Consider the following 17,332-nt stretch of genomic DNA (forward strand, 5'->3'; position numbering starts at 1 on the left):
CCGCCTTCTATCCCTTCAACATAACGCTCGCTCGTTTATTATCTAGCTCGTGTTGCCGGCATAGCTGCGAGGCGCTCCGCGTTTTTTGCTCTAGCATCGTCCCTGGCAACTCTACTTGGTTCCTCAACTGACGAGCGATCATCTCCGTCTGCGTTCTGCAGCTCATATAGCTTGCGGTACACGCCGCCGATTCGCATCAGTCCATCATGATCGCCCATCTCCTGTACCCTGCCTTTGTCGAGTACGATGATGTTATCCGCATGTCGAATCGTCGACAAGCGATGCGCCACGATAAGCGTCGTTCTGCCCCGCGAGAGCCGCATCAGCCCTTGCTGCAACGTTTCTTCCGTCTCCGTGTCGATATGCGAGGTCGCTTCGTCGAGAATCAGAATGTCCGGATCGCTGACGTACACACGCAAGAACGCAAGAAGCTGTTGCTGACCAGAAGACAGCTTGACACCTTGCTCGCCGACTGGCGTCTCGTATCCGTGCGGCAGTCGCTCGATAAAGTCGTCCATCGCCAGCTCCTTCGCCGCCTTGCAAATATCTTCGTCCGTCAGGTCCGCACGGTTCATACGGATGTTATCGTAGATATTTCCTGTAAATACAAAGGGATCCTGCTGGATGACGCCTATGGATCTCCTGAGCTCATCCAGCTTGTAATCCCTGACCTCGACGCCGTCAATCGTCAGACTCCCCTGCTGAATGTCATAGAAGCGATTAACAAGACCGATAATTGAGCTCTTGCCTGCTCCCGTCGCTCCGACAAACGCCACAGTCTCACCTTGCTTAATATCAAAGCTAATATCCTTCAGTACCCACTCATCCCCTTGATAAGCAAACCATGCCTTGTCGAAGCAAATTCTCCCCTTGAGCGGACGAATAATCGCCTTCGCATCCGGTCGATCTACAATCGTTGGGCGCTCCTCCAGCAGCTCAAAGATTCTCTCCGCCGACGCAAGCGCCGTCTGAATCTGCGTATAACGATCGGCAAGCGCGGTCAGCGGTTGGAAGAACTGACGAACATAAGTCGTAAATGCATACACAATACCAAAGGTGACGCCCGCCGCCAACACAGAGTGCCCGCCATACCAGACTACTAACGCGAGTGCTATGTTCCCGATAAATCCGATCATCGGGTTGAAGATCGAGTTGTTGACACTGCCCCGCATGCCGGCACGATAATGTTCGTCGTTAAGCTTGGAGAATTCGTCAAGCTGCTGCTTCTCGCGGGTAAACATTTGTACGATCGTCATCCCGCTAAGATTTTCTGCCAAGAAGGAGTTCAATCGCGACAGCATCAACCGCGACACACGCTGCGCATCCCGGATAATTCCCTTAAAGTAGAACGTTACTCCGATTAATAGCGGAATAACCGCAAAGGAAACCAGTGCCAGCTTGACGTTCAGTGCCAGCATGATCGACGCGATACCGATTAACAGCAGCACCTCCTTGGCAAGATTGACGATTACCTGCGAGTACAGCTGGTTAACGGCTTCGACATCATGCGCGACACGCGTTACAAGTCGTCCGACAGGATTCCGGTCGTAATACGATGTCTGCAGCTTCGACAAGTGCGTAAACATCCGATTCCGCATGTCGTAAATAATTTGTTGACCCGTATTCGACAAGATGACCGACTGCCAGTACGTAAAAATGCCCGCCACTGCGACGTTAAGCACAAATAATCCAGCTAACAGGATCAATCCGGTATAGTCCTGCTTTCGAAAAGCCGCGACTTCTCCCTTGGACAGCTCGTAATTATCTGCCGCAATCGCCTTCCCGTCCCATTGTTCTTGCAAATAGTAGGTGCCATCGCGCACGACAATGCTTGCTGGACTTAATCCTGCTATCCATTCTCCTTCGTCCGGATTCACACGGTAGAAGGTCCGCTCTCCCAACTGAATCGGCTTGCCATACGCACGGTCATCGCCCGATAGCTCGGCAAGCGCGATCTCATCGGTCGCGTACATCATCGGCTTCAATATGCCGTTAATCCGGTCGTCGATCGCCGACTTCACAAGAAGCGGCTGCGTGACGGCAGCTGCCGCTATGAGCAATGCGAATAACAGTGATATGGCCAAGCTGCGCCAATACGGTACGGCGAAGCTCATCATTCGACGCCACAACAATCCGTCCTTGACGCCTGCTAACTTACGTTCATTGTGAATATCCAAGCGAACCCTCCATTCCGACTCGCATCGTCTGCTTGTTGTACGTCGAAGCGTACAAACCGCCTAATTTCATCAATGCAGCATGCGTGCCTTGTTCTACGATTCTTCCATGATCCATCACAATAATGTGGTCGGCATGACGGATCGCCGACAGCCGATGACTGGTAATGATGGTCGTACGATCCTTCATCACACTTGTCAGCCCCTCGAGAATACGCTCTTCCGTCTCCGCATCGACTGCCGACAAACTGTCATCGAACACTAGAATCGAAGGCCCCTTAATCAGCGCTCTCGCCATGCTAACTCTCTGACGTTGCCCTCCAGAAAGCGAAACGCCGCGCTCGCCCAGCGAGGTGTCAAATTTCCCGGGAAATTCCACAATATTGTCATAGACCTGCGCGACCTTTGCCGCTTCCTGGATATCTTTCTGAGCATATCCGCCAGGATGAAAAGCGATATTGTTGCCAATTGTCGTCGAAAAGAGCATATGCTCTTGCGGGACGAAGCCCACTGATTCCCGCAGCTGTTTGATGGGAATATCCATCATATCGTGTCCGTCGATCATAATCGTGCCTTTGGGCGGATTGTACAGTCGGAGCAACAAGTTGACGAGTGTTGTCTTGCCGCTGCCTACCTTGCCCACGATGGCGAGACTCCCGCCTGAAGGGATGGTGAGATTGATGTTTTCCAGCGCCGCGCGCTTCTGACCTGGATAAGAAAAGGTGAGCCCTCGTACTTCAATCGCCCCTTTAATATCCGGCACACGCTCTGCCCCCTCCTCATCCGATATAGTCGGCTCCGTATCGAGAATGTGGCGCAGCCGCACGTCGACCGCCTTGCCTCGCTGCAAGATATTAATGACCTTGCCTAAGTTCTCTACCGGAGCGATTAACATGGTCAGATACGTATTAAATGCTACGAAATCCCCCATGCCGATACTTCCTTTCATCACTAGAAGCCCGCCAAATACGACAGATAACAAGTAACTGACGCCAACAACCGCAGAGCTAATCGCGGAGAAAAACGAGTTGGAACGATTAAGCTGACGGTTCGTCTCCAGATTGTTGTAGTTATCCTTTTTGAATTTGTCGATCTCCGGCTGCTCTTGCACGTAACCTTTGACCACCCGAATACCCGAGCAGAACTCCTGAACTCGGCTCGTCAGACCCCCGACAGCCTCCTGCACAAGCGTTGTCCGATGCTCAATTTCTCCCCGGAATCGATACGCCAGATAGGTAAGCGCCGGAAGCGGCAGCAGTACGAGCAGTGTCAGACCCATATGAACAGAACCAGCCATAGCCACGATCGCTACTCCAATGAGGACGACCGCTTCAATGGTGGAGAAGACCCCCATCATGCCGACCTCGCGCATAATGTTGATATCGTTCACGGCGTGGCTCATGAGATCGCCGATTCTTTGTTTGCCGAAATATTCGCTGGATAAGCTCTCCCATTTCACAAACAGTTTCTTCCGAATATGTTTCTCCAGCAGACGAGCCAGCCTGAACAAGTAGATACGGCTCGTTGAGCGAAAGAATGCGGCCAGCAAACCAATCGCTGCGATCCATAACGCAATTGACATGATTTGTTCCCCGGTAATCGCCTCTTGTACAAGATCGGCGAATCGACCAAGCAGTAGAGGGATAACGAGTTGCAACAGACATGATATGGACAATAATACCGCACCAATTACATAATGCATTTTGTAATTCAACAGATGCTCTTTGAATAACGGCTTTGTTTTCACCGCCATCCCCCCTCTTTTTCACTATGGCATTAAGTTTACTCCTCTCCAGTCGCATAAAACATGGATATTCGAGCTCAGTTTTATGGATTATTCTGCTCGCGTGAATCGACAAAAAAACGGTTAAGCCTGCCCATGGCTTAACCGTTTTATGATTCGTATGCGATGTCGCTAGTCCAATACATACGCCAATAAGAGTGCGGCTGTGCCGAGGACAGCCTCTTTGTGCGTGCGCTCCATGCTGTGAGATGCGTGTACGCCTGGTCCGAGCAGCGCTGCACGAATGTTGCTGCCGCCACGCAGTGCTGCCGTCGCATCGGAGCCGTATTGCGGGTAGATATCCACCGCGAACGGGAGCCCTTCCCGCTTGGCAAGCTCAATCAGCCTGGATGTCATCTCGTAGTCGTAGGGACCGCCGGAATCCTTGGCGCAGATCGATACATGCCGCTCTGAGCCGGACAGATCATCGCCTAGCGCGCCCATATCAACTGCGATCAGCTCCGTAATATCGGACGGGATGTAGGCATTGCCATGACCGACCTCCTCATACGTAGATATAATGAGCTTCAAGGTATGTTTAGGCGAGCGACCTTCGCGTTTCAGCCATTCCATGACTCCCATCAGCGCCGCAACACTCGCCTTGTCATCCAGATGGCGCGACTTGATCCAGCCGTTATCCAGCACCCTGGTCCGAGGATCCCAAGAAATGAAATCGCCAACCGAGATGCCTAACTTCAACGTGTCTTCTTTGGAAGCCACCAGCTCATCGATCCGAATTTCCATATTCGCTTCCTCGCGCTTCAAGTCGCGGGAATCAGCGTACACGTGCACCGATGGTTTGGTCGTCAACACGGTTCCTTCGTATTTGCGTCCATCACGCGTATGAATCACACAATATTCGCCCTCCACACTCTGCATGGAGTAGCCGCCAATAGGTGTAAATCGGAGCATACCGTTCGGCTTGACCGATCTGACCATCGCCCCCAGCGTATCAACATGCGCGGAAATCCCGATTACCGTCGAGGGGTCGTCGCCTGGAATGGTAATGATGCCTACACCCTTGGGCGTCTGCTCCATCTCATAACCGAGCTTCCGTGCCTCTTCCTTCATATATTCCATAATTGCCATGCAATAGCCGCTTGGACTTGGTATCGCAAGTAATTCCTTTAGTTGGTTAACGATATATTCCGAGTTGAGACTCGGCTGTAAAGGTGTTGTCATCGTTTCATCTACTCCTTTCAAGTATCATTGTAGCTTTGGTCATAGGGAGAAGCAATCGCCACCAAATTTCCTGTTATTTCCTTGTAAACCTATCATTCACTGTCGCCTAGTGTTGTAAATACGATATAATTACGGAATATATGGAAGAATCAGTGTATTTTGTCGCTCAGGAGGAATCTAGATTCCATGTCTACCAAATTGTTTCATTTGACTTCTGTCCAATTTGAAGCTCTGTCACCTAGTGTACAGCGTGAAGTCTATCACGAATATTATCGGTTTGCATACCCGATCATCATTTATATGGTCAAAGATCATGCGACAACGGAAGATATACTCCAGAACGCCTTTATGAAGATCATTCGCCATATCCCTCCATTAGAAAATGAAGGCCATCTTAAAGGCTGGATGAAGGTAATTGTGAAGAATGAAATCTATAATTTTTTTCGCAAGCACAAAAAAAATCGCAACGATAACAACACAGACAGTGTCTATATCATAGACAATCTCAGAATGGCTACGGATAAAGCAGGACTAGAAGCAGAAATCGAAACCAAACTGATGGCAGAGGAGCTAGAAACCTATCTTACGAAGCTGAAGCCGGAATATCAGGCGTTAATTGAGCTCCGTTGGAAGCGAGAGCTAAGTTATCGGGAGATGGCCGCCGAGCTGGATACGACTGAGGATAAGGTGAAGTACAAGCTCTACAAAGCTCGTGAAGCGATGCGCAAGATATTCTTGAAGAGATGGAGGGACTAGCTATGGATCGCGAACGATTCGACCGAATATTCGACCAGTCATTCGAAGAAGCGGCACGAAATTCAGAGTTCGTACCCGACTCCGAGCCTTCTTGGTTGAACATCGAGAAACGACTACTAAGACGGGCACGGCTGCGCCGAAGACTCCGACTTACCCCTTATATCGCTTTATCCTTTCTGATCGGAGCTTTAGTGTTCGGGACACCTATCGTTTCGATTGCTTTCCACCCGATGATAGAGTCGGCAGCAACCATTAGAGATGGAGTTGTAGAGCTGACTGTTGGCAGGCAGAAGCCGGCAGATACCGCTCCCAAGACGGACGCCCCTCCTGATTATGCGGGACAACAAGATACGCTGCCTCAAGAAGGTCTAGATATTGACAGTGGCGGAATGAGCCACAATCGACATTCCACGCTCGCTGAGGCAGTGGACAAGCTGGCATTTAAGCCTCCCACTCTTACTTATTTGCCTGATGTCTTCGAGATGACGGAGATTCAGACTTTCAGACCCCATGACGAATCTAAGGATCAACAGCTGACGATCACCTATAATCGCAAGGACGGAGCCGAAGGATTCTTTCATCTGCATGTGCAGGTATTTCCTCCGGGCTCTTTAATGAAAATCACCTCCGAGCAATCGCAGATTGCGACGGAAACAATTGTCATTAACGGCTACGAAGCTTATCTGCAAGTGTCGGACGAAGGGTATGCAGGGCTTCAATATTTTGTTGATCATTTGTACATCGCAATCACTGGAGCACTTGAACGTAATGAGATCGTTGCCATCGCTGAGGGTCTCCGCTTCTCTTGAATACCAGAGCTCTATACGTAAACAGGCTTCCTCTTAACCGCCTTTGTGTCACAAGGTCGTTAGAGAAAGCCTTTTGTTGTACTTAAGCTTCGCGTACTAGCTGGGTAATGAAAAAGCCGGGTGCCACCTCGAAGTCGCCACGCTCGGAGAACCCAAATCGCTTGTACAGCGCAATGGCAGGCGCATTGTCTCTCCCTGTGCTAACGACCGTGCGTTTGCCGAATGCCGCATGACTTAGTAGATGCCCCAGCAGCCTGGCGGCAATGCCTCTTCGGAAAAAATCGGGATGAACAACCAACCGGCAAATGTCGATCTCCTCATCCCTCGTCTCATAAGAAATAACACCGACCAGCCGATCCTCCTCCCAGCAGCCAACAAAATCTTCGCTTGATGCACTCACTAGCTCAGCCGTATCCTGCAGCGCGGGAATCCCGTCGAACCCGATTATCGCCGCCTCAACAAGATATGCAGGTATCTGCACCCCGATAATTTCTTGAGCTGTACTCAAGTTGCGATGATCCAATTGTGTAATCATAATGGTCCTCTTCTGTTCTTCGTTATGTATTGTCATTTCATTAGTTAGCAATCATAGTAGCATAGACGGCAACGCTTGTCATAGGCTGCCCCATGCGCCTCCATCCAATTATAGGAAACACCTATAACTTTATAGTCAGTATATTGTAAACTCCGCTGGCCTGTACTATTATTATTCATGTTATTAATAATTACATAGATCGGGGTAATACGATGCGACTAACACTAGGCAAGAAACTCTTCTCAGGATTTATGGCCGTATTACTCGTCATGAGCATCACAATTGTGTTAAGTTACACCCAAGTTTCGAAGGTGGAACGCCATTTTACGGAACTCATTGAAGGCAGAGCCGCTAATCTCATCATGATTCAGCAGCTTAATATCAATGTCAAAAAAGAGATGGCGAGCCTCCGCGGCTACCTGCTCCTGCAAGATCCGGCATCGCTGCAGAGCTTTACGGATGCACATACTGCTTTTAAGAAACAAGCAACAGCCCTGCAGGAGAATATCGCGCACCCTGATGCCATCGTGTTGCTCGAGAATATTATCGACCTAGAAAATCAATATTATTTCTCCTCCAACAGCTCGATCAAGTTATTGGTGAAAGGCGACAGCACGAAGGCAATGGAGCTCGCTATTGGCGAAGGTCAAGAGATCATGCAAAGATTCGATCAAGAAACGGAAGCTCTGTCAGCCTTCCAACAAACGTTGCTGCATACCGAACAATTACAAGCCTCGGATGAGGTTAAGGATATCAAACGTAACATTCTAATTCTCGGTGTCATAGCTCTTATCGTCAGCTTCATCGTCTCTCGATTGGTGGGCCGAATGATATCTCGTCCGGTCATCCAGATCGCAGCGGCTGCCGAAGCGATTGCCCAAGGCGATCTGACGAGCAAAACGATACGTGCAAACGGCAAAGACGAGCTAGGCGATCTTGCCCGTTCGTTCCAAGCGATGACCTCCCAGCTGCGCGAGTTAATTCATCATGTTGGCCATAATGCAGAGCAGGTTGCGGCTTCTGCCGAGCAGTTGTCAGCTACAAGCGAGCAGACCTCACTCGCTTCCGATCGAATAGCCCAGACGATGCAGGAGGTGGCCGAGGATGTCAGCCAGCAGTCTCATCATATCGGCGAGGCTTCTCAAACCATCCATAACATGAGCGCCAACGCGCGACTCATCGCAGAGCATGCACAAAGCGTATCGGCCAATGCTTCGGACGCATACAGCCAAGCCGCGAAAGGGGAGGCGGCTGCCCAAACAGCGATCAAGCAGATGGATTCCCTCCATACCACAGTTACAAATTTAGCCGCATTAATTAAGACGCTTCAAGATCGTTCCAATGGGATCGGTGCATTCCTTCAAGTGATCTCCGACATTGCGAAGCAGACAAACATTCTATCGTTGAATGCCGGTATCGAAGCCGCTAGAGCCGGCGATCAAGGCAAGGGCTTCGCCGTTGTGGCTGTCGAAATCCGCAGGCTGGCCGAACAGTCCGCAAGCTCTGCCGAACAGATTTCGTTGCTGGTACAAGCCATCAGACAAGAAACACATAACGCCGTGGATCAGATGGCAGCCGCTACACACGAGGTAGACTCCAGCATCTCGGCCGTTAATCACACCGGCGAAGCTCTCTCTCGAATCCAAGGCTCCGTTAATTCCGTGAATGATCAGATCGGCGAAGTATCCTCCTCCATTCAGCAGATGGCAGCCGGCGCCGAACAGCTCGTTCACGCGATGAGCATCGTCTCGGCAGCTTCAGAGACGACCTCATCCGGCACACAAGAAGTATCAGCCGGTGCGGAGGAACAGCTTGCTTCCATGTCGGAGGTAGCTGCCTCCGCGAGATCGCTGACAGAGCTTGCCGAACGTCTGCAGGTACAGATCGAACGTTTTAAGATGTAACAAAGAAGAGACTCCAGACCCTTGAGTGGGATTGGAGTCTCTTCTTTGTTATTCCGGCTGCGCTGCCGAAGTCATCGACTTCTTGGAGGCTTTGGCGTCTTTGGGAGCTTTGGCGGCTTTATCCGGTTTGACTGAGGACTTGCTGCGCGCCTTCTCTTCGTTTGACGCTACTCTATATTGCACAATACGTGCGATGAGCTCATATGGCAGTGGTTGATTCAACGGAAATTGCAGCGTGCCTTTGGCTTTGTTATAAGGTTTCGTCTCTTCAGCGAACGCTTCAATGCCACTCGGTGCTGGATACACTCCGATATGGTTCTTAAATGCGGCGAAGTGGATGATATTCCCTTGATAATCAAAGGTCGGCATGGCGTAGCTTATTTTCTCCTTCGCCTCAGGCGCCGCCTCCCGGATCACACCGCGCAGTGTCTGCAAAATCTCTCTTACATCCGGAGCTGCCGCTGCGATATATTCGTCAATACTCGCGAAAGCCGCCTTCTTCTCCTGCATGTGCACATCCCCCTGCCCTTCGGATGCCGTGTTAGGTGTTTAATCCGTGTTGCTCGCGAATGTTGTGCAGTCCTTGGATGAGAATTTCGGCTGGATCCCGGTTAAGCAAATGATGCGTAATCAAGATGTGCAGCGGCACCGCGCACACATTATTGCCGTCCTTGATGGACGGGAAACCCGCTTCGAACACTGGCCCGTTCTCCGGTACGAATCCGAGGCCCGCATGCACTTGCTCAGGCTCAAACTCTTCGCGTACGGACGTAATGCAATGCGGAACGAGCGTTTTGTCGATCAAAGCCTTGGTCTCATCTTCGCCGGATGGCGGAGTAGGAAGACCCTTGCCTTCTTTGTGTTCATTCATGAGCTCAAAGAAGAAGGAAGCGAGCCATTGTGCCGGGTCCTTGCCCGACTGGAACTTGGCGACCAGCTCCTGGAGGAAAAATCCGCAAGCGTATACATGTTGGTTCGAGTCTCTCACTTGGAATACAAAGACAGGACCATAACGTTCCTGGTTCAACACCTGCCCTGCCACTTCATCAAAAAACATCTTTAATGCAGTCAAGCCGTTGTGATAAACAGCCTTGAGCAGTTCAACCATCTTCTCGTTATTATCGTTAGTTTGATTAGTAGTGCCAGACGTATTAGTTTCCGGCTCGGTTGTCTCTTTGGACATGTCAGCATCACCCACTACCATCATATCACTACTAGGCGCTTTTGCTCCACCCCTCATTCTTTGGGAGGTTTATTATAGCCTTTATCGTCATAAGGCTGCAGCTTCTGCAACCAGCCTTTCTCGAGCTGCTTCTTGGCCCACTTGATGTCCGTGATCTCCCCTGCATCCTGCTGCTCCAGCACCTCGTACTCGAAGCCAGCTCCTCCCTGCGCATGCCAATCCTTCTGCAGCTCCAGATTCGGGAATTGTCCCATGGCCAGCTGAGCTTGGATCGTCGACCATTTATTTTTTAAATTCGGATAACCTCCGACGTACGTCTTGCCGTTCACCGTATTCGTAATTTGGATTACGCCCATATACGTTTTTATTTCTTTATACGCTTCTTGCAGTTCTTTCCGCTTACTCTTATCCATGTTTTCTTGCCTCCTTACGTGTTCACAGCTGCTCTTTCTTATCCTTCTTATCTCAACTTTCGCACCTAAATATCAATCGCAAATGCTTGCTAACTCTAAACATGAGGCATATTGAAAAACAAGCTTGTTACAATAGAGAAAAAGACCTTCGTTTGGTAAAGTGAGAGTGTCGAGCTACCACTACCACACAGAAGAGGTGTCTTCTCCATGATAGAACAAAAACAATCCCTTGATCAACTGCCAAAGAATTGAACGTCATCAAACACTTGAACAGCGCAGGATTGAAGAAAAAGTTCGGCTTCAATTGCGCTTACTTATTTCGCTTAGTGTTTGTAGTCATATCGGGAGCTTACTTCATGGATGAGCACCGAGCTCCAGAAGAGTCGCCCATTTATCAATCGTGATGCTGTTCATAGACGTATGGCTTTTATACCGATTATGGGCGCTGGTTTTAATAGTCAGGGTCAACAAAGGTTTCTATCGCTTTATGCGGTAAGAACCTTTTTTCATTAGAAACTCTGAATACATATGAATGAAAAAGATATACGAGTCTAACTATTAGTAAGGCTGTTAAGATTGTGTAAACTTATGGAAATTATGTTGTATAAATAGTAGTATTTGGATGCGGCCGCGAAAATTAGATGAGGAGAGTGTTATTGTAAAATGAAAAATCTACTAAAAAAGTCATTAGTATCTTTAGGCTTGGCAGCTTGTTTCGTAGGTGCTGTTTCTTCTGTCTCGTTCGCCTCTATCGCTTGGGATTCTGATGCATCTTGGACTGGTATAGGAGGAAAAGCCCAGGTGTATGCTTATACTAGTCAATCAAATGAATCTTGGAATTACCATATTCGAGTAGAAGCATACACAAATGATGGATCAAGTAGATCCGCTGCTAGGAATCCGGCACTTGAAACCGACATGGCTTATGTTAATTTCGTAACAGCGGGTGCTGTAAGTAGCGGATCTTCCTTCCATGAGTGGATTATGAACGGGGATGAAGCAGCAATTAGCAAGGTCATGGATTTTAACTAATTCATTTTCTTCATAAATATAAAATGTCGGAACATGAACAAAGGGTAATGCCCTCGTTCATGTTCTGGCTGGCTGGAGGACAACATGCGACAAATTGTAAAGGAAATCTGGATTAGCAGGAACATATTCGCTATGTTATTTTTGGGGTTTCTGCTAACCATCATCCCTTTGCTCATCGCTTTATCAACCTATCAATATTACAATGACCATTTCTACCATCAGAAAAACGGCGTTTTTAAATATAACTACGCCCTGGATTTAAAGGACATTCAGAAGCTCGAATTTAATGTGCTGCACGATATGGCAAATGCCGGCTTCCAGGACGCAAGCGTCATTACCAGCGGAGTTACCGCTTCGCATCCTAAGAGGGTAAGCGACATTGAGGTAGTAGGAATGCTTACGGACAAACTCTGGACGCCGTCTCTGATCGAGGGCAAGGGCATAGAGTCAGTCGAGGAGAAAGAAATTGTAGCAGGAAGGCTAATCACTTCACAGCTCGGCACGTTTGAATGGGGAGGAGAAACCTATCAGGTAAAGGGAATAGCTGGAAAAGATGCAGGCAGAGATTTAATCAATGTCTATGGCAATAAATTGTTTGTGGGACTACACGAAATGCCGCAATCGCTTATAAGCGAGCTGGGGCGCCGCAATGAACTACGGATCATGGTCCGATCGGAGAAAAATCCCACCTCAGACATCGAAAGGTTCATCACTGCCGTGAAGCGACAATTTAAGGAGGTTGAGATTACAATTACGAACGTAAACCCGCAATTCAAAGAAGAAAAGAAATCGAGACAGGGCGTTAATGAAGTGCTCGGATTCCCCTATCAGTTGGCCCTGATCGCCATGATAAACGGGATAAATGTCAGTTATTTATGGATGTATCTAAAGAGGAAAGAAATTGCGCTCAGAAAGGCACTCGGAGCCAGCACTATTTCGTTAATCGGTCATATCTGGGGGCAGTTGTTCGCTTGCGCTTTTCTAGCTGCACTTGGTTCAAGCGCCTTGCAATGGTTTCTTAGCAGAACAGGAGTATCCGTGGTTGAATCCACAAGCTACTTTATCAGTTATCATCCCAGCCATTTGGCCGCAGCTCTTCTGATAACCCTAGCAATTGCTTGCTTGACGTCGGCTCTTCCACTTATTCAGATAATACGAATCGAACCAGCCAAAGCCTTAAAGGAGTAACTGCCATGTTTAGAATACGAGACGCCTTGCAGGCACTCAGGAATAGATGGGTATTTTCCTTGTTGCTTCTTGTCCAGTTCACTCTAGGTCTATCCACGATGACAGGCACTCTGAATACATTATACAATCTTCATTATCTAGAAACAGGGTCTCTTCTAGATCTCGAAAGCACATATTTGGTAGAACCGGAAGGATCGGCCAGACTATTAAACGAGAATCAATTTACTATGGAGCAAGTCCAAGGTATATATGAGAAGCTTGGGAAGCATCCGGATGTTATCGGATATGGGACTTATTATGAAGATAATCTGATATTCGATGATGCGAACCAACTCGATGACCGACTCATCGAGGAATTGAAAATCAGCACATTTCCTTACCCTTTAATTAATACCATAGTCGTGGATCGATCCTATTATCATTTAATGGACTTGGAAATTAAAGACGGGCATGGTTTCACGGAGACCGACTTCCGTCAAACCAGCAAAGAGGTTATCCCTGTGCTCGCGGGCACTTTTTTTAAGAAGTATTACGAGATTGGCGATGTCATCAAGAATCAATATTGCATTATAGGTTTTATACCTGAAGGCTACCTCGTGAATAACAATACGACCAACGTTTACTTGAAGCAGGATAAGACTATGCTGCTGGCTATGCCTTTGGATCGATATAATGACTATTCTTCTATGTTCTATAGATTGCACTTAGGCACTGTGTTAAAGCTGCAGCCCAATGCCGATTTGGATGGAATAAAACGAATATTGACTTTGCCCGGGACCGAAGTAGACATTAACGTTAGAAGTCTTGGTGAAGAAGTTCGCAGCAATGCCGAACGAGATATTTACATTCAGATCCCTCAGATGGTAATGGGAGCATCATTTATTCTATTCTCCATCATTGGAATCGTCGTAACGACTCTTGTATCCATATGGATCAGAAGAAGAGAATTCGGGATAAAGCTAGCTGTAGGCGAAAGCGAGCGTGGCATCTTTGTTCAAATCGTTATGGAAATCTTGATCATAGGTATGGCAGGACTAGGATTGGCGATTGCTCATTTTGCCATAAAATATAGACGCCTGCTCCAAATTTCTAGTGATTTAAATGCGGCCAGTTCGCTCGATATCAAGATCGATCTCAACATTCTTTTGTCGAATTTCTTCATTCTTATAGCGACTATTGGAATATCCAGTCTCATCCTGTATCCGTTTATTAAGAAACAAGAATTGAAGTCATTAATCGGAGGAACGGAGTGATGGACCTGATTCAGTTAAAGTCACTGAAAAAAATATACCGTCGCAAACAAGTTTACACAAATGCTTTGGGCGGCATCGATCTTACTGTTGGAAAGGGAGAGTTCGTAGCCATTATGGGACCGTCAGGCTCCGGCAAAAGCACGTTACTGCATATCTTGGGTCTCATGGATTCGCCGACTGAAGGCGAATACGTCTTGAATGGTCAGTCCCATCACCACCTCAGAAGTCGCAGCATTCACCGGGTCCGGAATTCCATGATCGGATTTGTGTTTCAATATTTTGCGCTGTTAAAGGACTATACCGCATTGGAAAATGTTGCGTTGCCGCTGACATATCGAAAATCCAGCTCTAAAGAGCGAAAGGAGAAAGCGAAGGCGGTTCTAGTAAAGGTAGGTTTGGCCGAGCATTTGGATAAAAAGCCTAATGAGCTATCAGGAGGGCAGCAGCAAAGAGTGGCGATTGCGAGAGCATTGGTCGGGGAACCGGAGCTGATTCTAGCCGATGAGCCAACAGGGAATCTGGATCGAAAGACGGGAGAAGAGATCGTGGGCATGCTTAGACAGTTGAATCAAGAAGGAAAGACAATCGTCATTGTCACCCATGATCCGGAAGTCGCCAAACAATGTGGCAGAATTATTGAAATTAGGGATGGCATGATTCATAGCGATCAACGGGCACAAATCCTGTAAGATTCGACAACATGTAAGAAATATCGCGTGAAGGGCTTTCTTTGGGATTGTTTAAGGATTGGATTAAGGCGAAACTTACCTAGCAACGAATAGCCATACAGACAGATTAGGTCCAGGCACCGGTCAACTTTCTGCTTTCTCATCTGAATCCATATGTGCGTCCATTTCCAGTATGACAATGACCCGAACGCTACTGTCCGCACAGAGTAAAAGTAATTGACTATTATATCAGTGGGAGCGACATAATCGCTGCACACAAAAAAACAGGTCAACCCGCAAGACGTTATGTCCTGGCAGGTCAACCTGTTGTGCGTTATGAAGCTCGAATCAAAACCTTCGTGCCAGTCGGCAAGTTGCTGTACAGCCACTCGACATCCTTATTTAACATGCGGATGCATCCTGCGCTAACGCTGGTTCCGATAGATTCGGGCGCGTTCGTGCCATGAATGCCATACTTGGTTCCGCTCGTCCCCGGCACGCTGAGCCCTAGCCAGCGGCTGCCCAGTGGATTGTCCGCGGAACCGCCCGGAATACTTTTGGCCGAATACCACGGGTTTTTGAGCTTTGTAATGATTTCAAACGAACCCGTTGGCGTTTTGTGCCCTTGTCCGCTCGCGACAGTAAACGTCTTCTCCAGCTTCCCGTTCGCTTTGATGTACAGCTTGTTCTTGGAGATGTCGATCTCCACAGATCGAACGATGCTAGCTGAAGACACTGGCGTACTAGAAACTGCGGCTAGTTCATTGGTATAAAACGGATTAGGGATAAGCAAAGATTGGCCGAGCTTGATGGAGCCCTTCGCGCTGTCAATATTGTTGCTCTTTGCGATTGCCTCGATGTAATCCACTTGCTTGTAATAGTTAGACGATATGCTGAACAACGTTTCACCAGCCTGCACCTTATGCCAACGTTCACCTGCCGGCAGCGGAATTCGCAGCGCCATGCCTGCTTTAAGATCCCCTGTACTGCTCATACCGTTATATTGCATCATAATGCTAATGTAATTAATGCGGCTGAAATATTTGCCTGCAATTGCGTACAATGTATCGCCTGCCGCAACTGTATAGTAGTCCAGCACGAGCGGATTGCCTAGCTTAACCCTGCTCCCCGCCTTTAACTTCGCTTGCGGGTCTAAGCCATTCGCTTTGGCCACCGAGACATAATCGCCGGTCAGATAGTGCCGTTTGGATATGCCGTATAACGTATCGCCCGCCTTGATTCCATAATAAATGCTGATGCCTGAGACAACTTGCGTACCGTTTGCCGTCGCGACCCCCGTGCTTCCTACCGATATCCATACAATCATGCTCAGAACCAGACTAATGGCCCACTTCCACTTCTTCATCAACTTCGGATCACACCTTCTGCCAGTTTATATGCGGCAAACAGGTTTCGCCACACTTCGGCAAGAATCCTTTAATCCTCACGCTGATTTCGGAAAAATAATCCAATCGTATCAGAAATGCAGTCCTCATCGCCTTGGGGAGGTTCGAAAGATCTCCTTCTTCGTCCTTAAGCGAAGCAGCTTCACCGGGAAATTGTCCCGATTGATCAGCGCACATGGCGGGAGCGCCTGCCGCGGCTGCTAGGCTAGCATCTTACGTGCTTACGCTTGAAGCCCACTTCGCCTTTGTCGATCGCCTTCTGGATGCGTTCGCTTACGTTGAGAGGGCCGCCTTTTTTCTTGTCGCGTTGCACATCTACGAGTCCTACGGCGCCAGCAGTCTGAACCGCCAGATCATGGAGCGGCGTATAGGATACCGCTACAGTATAAATGAAGCTGTTCATCGCATATTTCGCACGTATAGGCGCATCGTGTATGGTAGATTGTACAAGCTCCAGCAAATTGGCAATCTTCGCCTCGTCAAACGCGCTGTCAGGGCGATTGCCCAGCATCCAGCAATAACAATTCCAGCCTGCAGACATTCTGAGCTCGTCATCGCCATGAATCCAGGCATCAGACACATCTTGACCGATTCTCGCTTCCGCCAACGTGACAGACACAACATAGTCAGACACCATGTAGAAATAGGCAGTATCCATCCACCGATTATAATCAGCCTCGGTCATCGCATTCGGATCGGCAATAATGCCGGCAAAATACATCGCATCATAATTGCCAGTCGCATACAGCTCGTCCGCTAGGGCTTGGTTAATCTTAATTTTCCTGAACAGCGGCTTCATCTCGCCTGTTGCCACACCGAACACCGGCTCTTGCGCGCCATTGGACATATACATCTTCTTCAGCCGTTCCTTGCCAAGCGCCTCCAATTCCTGCATGACCGTCTCCAGTTCCATCTGCAAGCCACCTTTCCGCTTTTGGTTATCATTCCAATTCGTGTACGTACAAATAGCTCTATACCTGCATTGTAACCCAATCCGATTGTTGGTGCACCTATGGTGGGATGAAGGAGGCAAGCTCGTTGTGGTA

The 17,332-nt window shown here is 48.5% G+C and carries 16 protein-coding genes; 7 read left to right on the forward strand and 9 right to left on the reverse strand.

The annotated features are described in order from the left end of the window. Positions 1-38 precede the first annotated feature (38 nt). The 3 genes from ACX1C1_RS02225 to ACX1C1_RS02235 form a co-directional block, all read right to left on the reverse strand. The gene (locus ACX1C1_RS02225; RefSeq protein ID WP_458955568.1) at positions 39-2,177 is read right to left on the reverse strand and encodes an ABC transporter ATP-binding protein; all 2,139 of its coding nucleotides are present in this window, start codon (positions 2,175-2,177) and stop codon (positions 39-41) included. Continuing rightward, entirely contained in the window at positions 2,161-3,927 is a 1,767-nt protein-coding gene (locus ACX1C1_RS02230) for an ABC transporter ATP-binding protein (protein WP_458955569.1), read from the reverse strand. The genes ACX1C1_RS02225 and ACX1C1_RS02230 overlap by 17 nt, the downstream gene beginning before the upstream one ends. Before the next feature lie 162 nt (positions 3,928-4,089). Further along, positions 4,090-5,139 carry a M42 family metallopeptidase gene (locus ACX1C1_RS02235; protein WP_458955570.1) on the reverse strand — a complete coding sequence of 350 codons (1,050 nt, stop codon included), beginning with the start codon at positions 5,137-5,139 and terminating at the stop codon, positions 4,090-4,092. A 186-nt stretch (positions 5,140-5,325) separates the two neighbouring features. On the opposite strand from ACX1C1_RS02235, the gene ACX1C1_RS02240 reads away from it, so the two are divergent. Further along, the gene (locus ACX1C1_RS02240) at positions 5,326-5,895 is read left to right on the forward strand and encodes an RNA polymerase sigma factor (protein ID WP_458955571.1); all 570 of its coding nucleotides are present in this window, start codon (positions 5,326-5,328) and stop codon (positions 5,893-5,895) included. Positions 5,896-5,897: 2 nt separating this feature from the next. Beyond that, positions 5,898-6,704: a DUF4367 domain-containing protein gene (locus ACX1C1_RS02245; RefSeq protein WP_458955572.1), complete on the forward strand. Its 807-nt coding sequence runs from the start codon at positions 5,898-5,900 to the stop codon at positions 6,702-6,704. 82 nt (positions 6,705-6,786) lie between these two features. On the opposite strand, the gene ACX1C1_RS02250 is transcribed toward ACX1C1_RS02245, so the two are convergent. Beyond that, the gene (locus ACX1C1_RS02250) at positions 6,787-7,239 is read right to left on the reverse strand and encodes a GNAT family N-acetyltransferase (RefSeq protein ID WP_458955573.1); all 453 of its coding nucleotides are present in this window, start codon (positions 7,237-7,239) and stop codon (positions 6,787-6,789) included. Positions 7,240-7,451: 212 nt separating this feature from the next. Here ACX1C1_RS02250 and ACX1C1_RS02255 point away from each other — a divergent pair, with 212 nt between their 5' ends. Beyond that, positions 7,452-9,143, forward strand: a complete 1,692-nt coding sequence (locus tag ACX1C1_RS02255) for a methyl-accepting chemotaxis protein (RefSeq protein WP_458955574.1) — start codon at positions 7,452-7,454, stop codon at positions 9,141-9,143. A gap of 48 nt (positions 9,144-9,191) precedes the next feature. Here ACX1C1_RS02255 and ACX1C1_RS02260 read toward each other — a convergent pair whose 3' ends face one another. The 3 genes from ACX1C1_RS02260 to ACX1C1_RS02270 are packed head-to-tail and all read right to left on the reverse strand — an operon-like array spanning position 9,192 to position 10,739. After that, complete coding sequence (locus ACX1C1_RS02260; protein WP_458955576.1) at positions 9,192-9,653, reverse strand: iron chaperone; 462 nt, start codon at positions 9,651-9,653, stop codon at positions 9,192-9,194. Positions 9,654-9,684: 31 nt separating this feature from the next. After that, positions 9,685-10,326, reverse strand: coding sequence for a hypothetical protein (locus ACX1C1_RS02265; protein WP_458955577.1), 642 nt, complete (start codon positions 10,324-10,326; stop codon positions 9,685-9,687). A 53-nt stretch (positions 10,327-10,379) separates the two neighbouring features. Continuing rightward, the gene (locus ACX1C1_RS02270) at positions 10,380-10,739 is read right to left on the reverse strand and encodes a GIY-YIG nuclease family protein (protein ID WP_458955578.1); all 360 of its coding nucleotides are present in this window, start codon (positions 10,737-10,739) and stop codon (positions 10,380-10,382) included. A gap of 663 nt (positions 10,740-11,402) precedes the next feature. Between ACX1C1_RS02270 and ACX1C1_RS02275 the strand changes: the two genes are divergently transcribed. From ACX1C1_RS02275 to ACX1C1_RS02290, 4 genes are all read left to right on the forward strand, one after another. After that, entirely contained in the window at positions 11,403-11,771 is a 369-nt protein-coding gene (locus ACX1C1_RS02275; RefSeq protein WP_458955579.1) for a hypothetical protein, read from the forward strand. Positions 11,772-11,855: 84 nt separating this feature from the next. Further along, positions 11,856-12,959, forward strand: coding sequence for an FtsX-like permease family protein (locus ACX1C1_RS02280; RefSeq protein WP_458955580.1), 1,104 nt, complete (start codon positions 11,856-11,858; stop codon positions 12,957-12,959). Between the two features lie 5 nt (positions 12,960-12,964). Beyond that, positions 12,965-14,212, forward strand: a complete 1,248-nt coding sequence (locus ACX1C1_RS02285) for an ABC transporter permease (RefSeq protein ID WP_458955581.1) — start codon at positions 12,965-12,967, stop codon at positions 14,210-14,212. Further along, on the forward strand, positions 14,212-14,901 hold the full coding sequence (locus ACX1C1_RS02290) for an ABC transporter ATP-binding protein (protein WP_458955582.1): 690 nt from the start codon (positions 14,212-14,214) through the stop codon (positions 14,899-14,901). The genes ACX1C1_RS02285 and ACX1C1_RS02290 overlap by 1 nt, the downstream gene beginning before the upstream one ends. A 313-nt stretch (positions 14,902-15,214) precedes the next feature. Here ACX1C1_RS02290 and ACX1C1_RS02295 read toward each other — a convergent pair whose 3' ends face one another. Both ACX1C1_RS02295 and ACX1C1_RS02300 read right to left on the reverse strand, forming a co-directional pair. Further along, positions 15,215-16,246, reverse strand: coding sequence for a L,D-transpeptidase family protein (locus ACX1C1_RS02295; protein WP_458957575.1), 1,032 nt, complete (start codon positions 16,244-16,246; stop codon positions 15,215-15,217). Between the two features lie 245 nt (positions 16,247-16,491). Further along, complete coding sequence (locus ACX1C1_RS02300) at positions 16,492-17,199, reverse strand: DNA alkylation repair protein (RefSeq protein WP_458955583.1); 708 nt, start codon at positions 17,197-17,199, stop codon at positions 16,492-16,494. Positions 17,200-17,332: the final 133 nt, after the last annotated feature.

It is taken from the genome of Paenibacillus sp. strain BS8-2 (genome assembly GCF_054483835.1).

What these genes read in the sequence shown, in the direction of transcription:
- ACX1C1_RS02230 (WP_458955569.1), bottom strand. Translation starts at nt 3,927, where the DNA reads ATGGCGGTGAAAACAAAGCCGTTATTCAAAGAGCATCTGTTGAATTAC.
- ACX1C1_RS02235 (WP_458955570.1), bottom strand. Translation starts at nt 5,139, where the DNA reads ATGACAACACCTTTACAGCCGAGTCTCAACTCGGAATATATCGTTAAC.
- ACX1C1_RS02240 (WP_458955571.1), top strand. Translation starts at nt 5,326, where the DNA reads ATGTCTACCAAATTGTTTCATTTGACTTCTGTCCAATTTGAAGCTCTG.
- ACX1C1_RS02245 (WP_458955572.1), top strand. Translation starts at nt 5,898, where the DNA reads ATGGATCGCGAACGATTCGACCGAATATTCGACCAGTCATTCGAAGAA.
- ACX1C1_RS02250 (WP_458955573.1), bottom strand. Translation starts at nt 7,239, where the DNA reads ATGATTACACAATTGGATCATCGCAACTTGAGTACAGCTCAAGAAATT.
- ACX1C1_RS02255 (WP_458955574.1), top strand. Translation starts at nt 7,452, where the DNA reads ATGCGACTAACACTAGGCAAGAAACTCTTCTCAGGATTTATGGCCGTA.
- ACX1C1_RS02260 (WP_458955576.1), bottom strand. Translation starts at nt 9,653, where the DNA reads ATGCAGGAGAAGAAGGCGGCTTTCGCGAGTATTGACGAATATATCGCA.
- ACX1C1_RS02265 (WP_458955577.1), bottom strand. Translation starts at nt 10,326, where the DNA reads ATGTCCAAAGAGACAACCGAGCCGGAAACTAATACGTCTGGCACTACT.
- ACX1C1_RS02270 (WP_458955578.1), bottom strand. Translation starts at nt 10,739, where the DNA reads ATGGATAAGAGTAAGCGGAAAGAACTGCAAGAAGCGTATAAAGAAATA.
- ACX1C1_RS02275 (WP_458955579.1), top strand. Translation starts at nt 11,403, where the DNA reads ATGAAAAATCTACTAAAAAAGTCATTAGTATCTTTAGGCTTGGCAGCT.
- ACX1C1_RS02280 (WP_458955580.1), top strand. Translation starts at nt 11,856, where the DNA reads ATGCGACAAATTGTAAAGGAAATCTGGATTAGCAGGAACATATTCGCT.
- ACX1C1_RS02285 (WP_458955581.1), top strand. Translation starts at nt 12,965, where the DNA reads ATGTTTAGAATACGAGACGCCTTGCAGGCACTCAGGAATAGATGGGTA.
- ACX1C1_RS02290 (WP_458955582.1), top strand. Translation starts at nt 14,212, where the DNA reads ATGGACCTGATTCAGTTAAAGTCACTGAAAAAAATATACCGTCGCAAA.
- ACX1C1_RS02295 (WP_458957575.1), bottom strand. Translation starts at nt 16,246, where the DNA reads ATGAAGAAGTGGAAGTGGGCCATTAGTCTGGTTCTGAGCATGATTGTA.
- ACX1C1_RS02300 (WP_458955583.1), bottom strand. Translation starts at nt 17,199, where the DNA reads ATGGAACTGGAGACGGTCATGCAGGAATTGGAGGCGCTTGGCAAGGAA.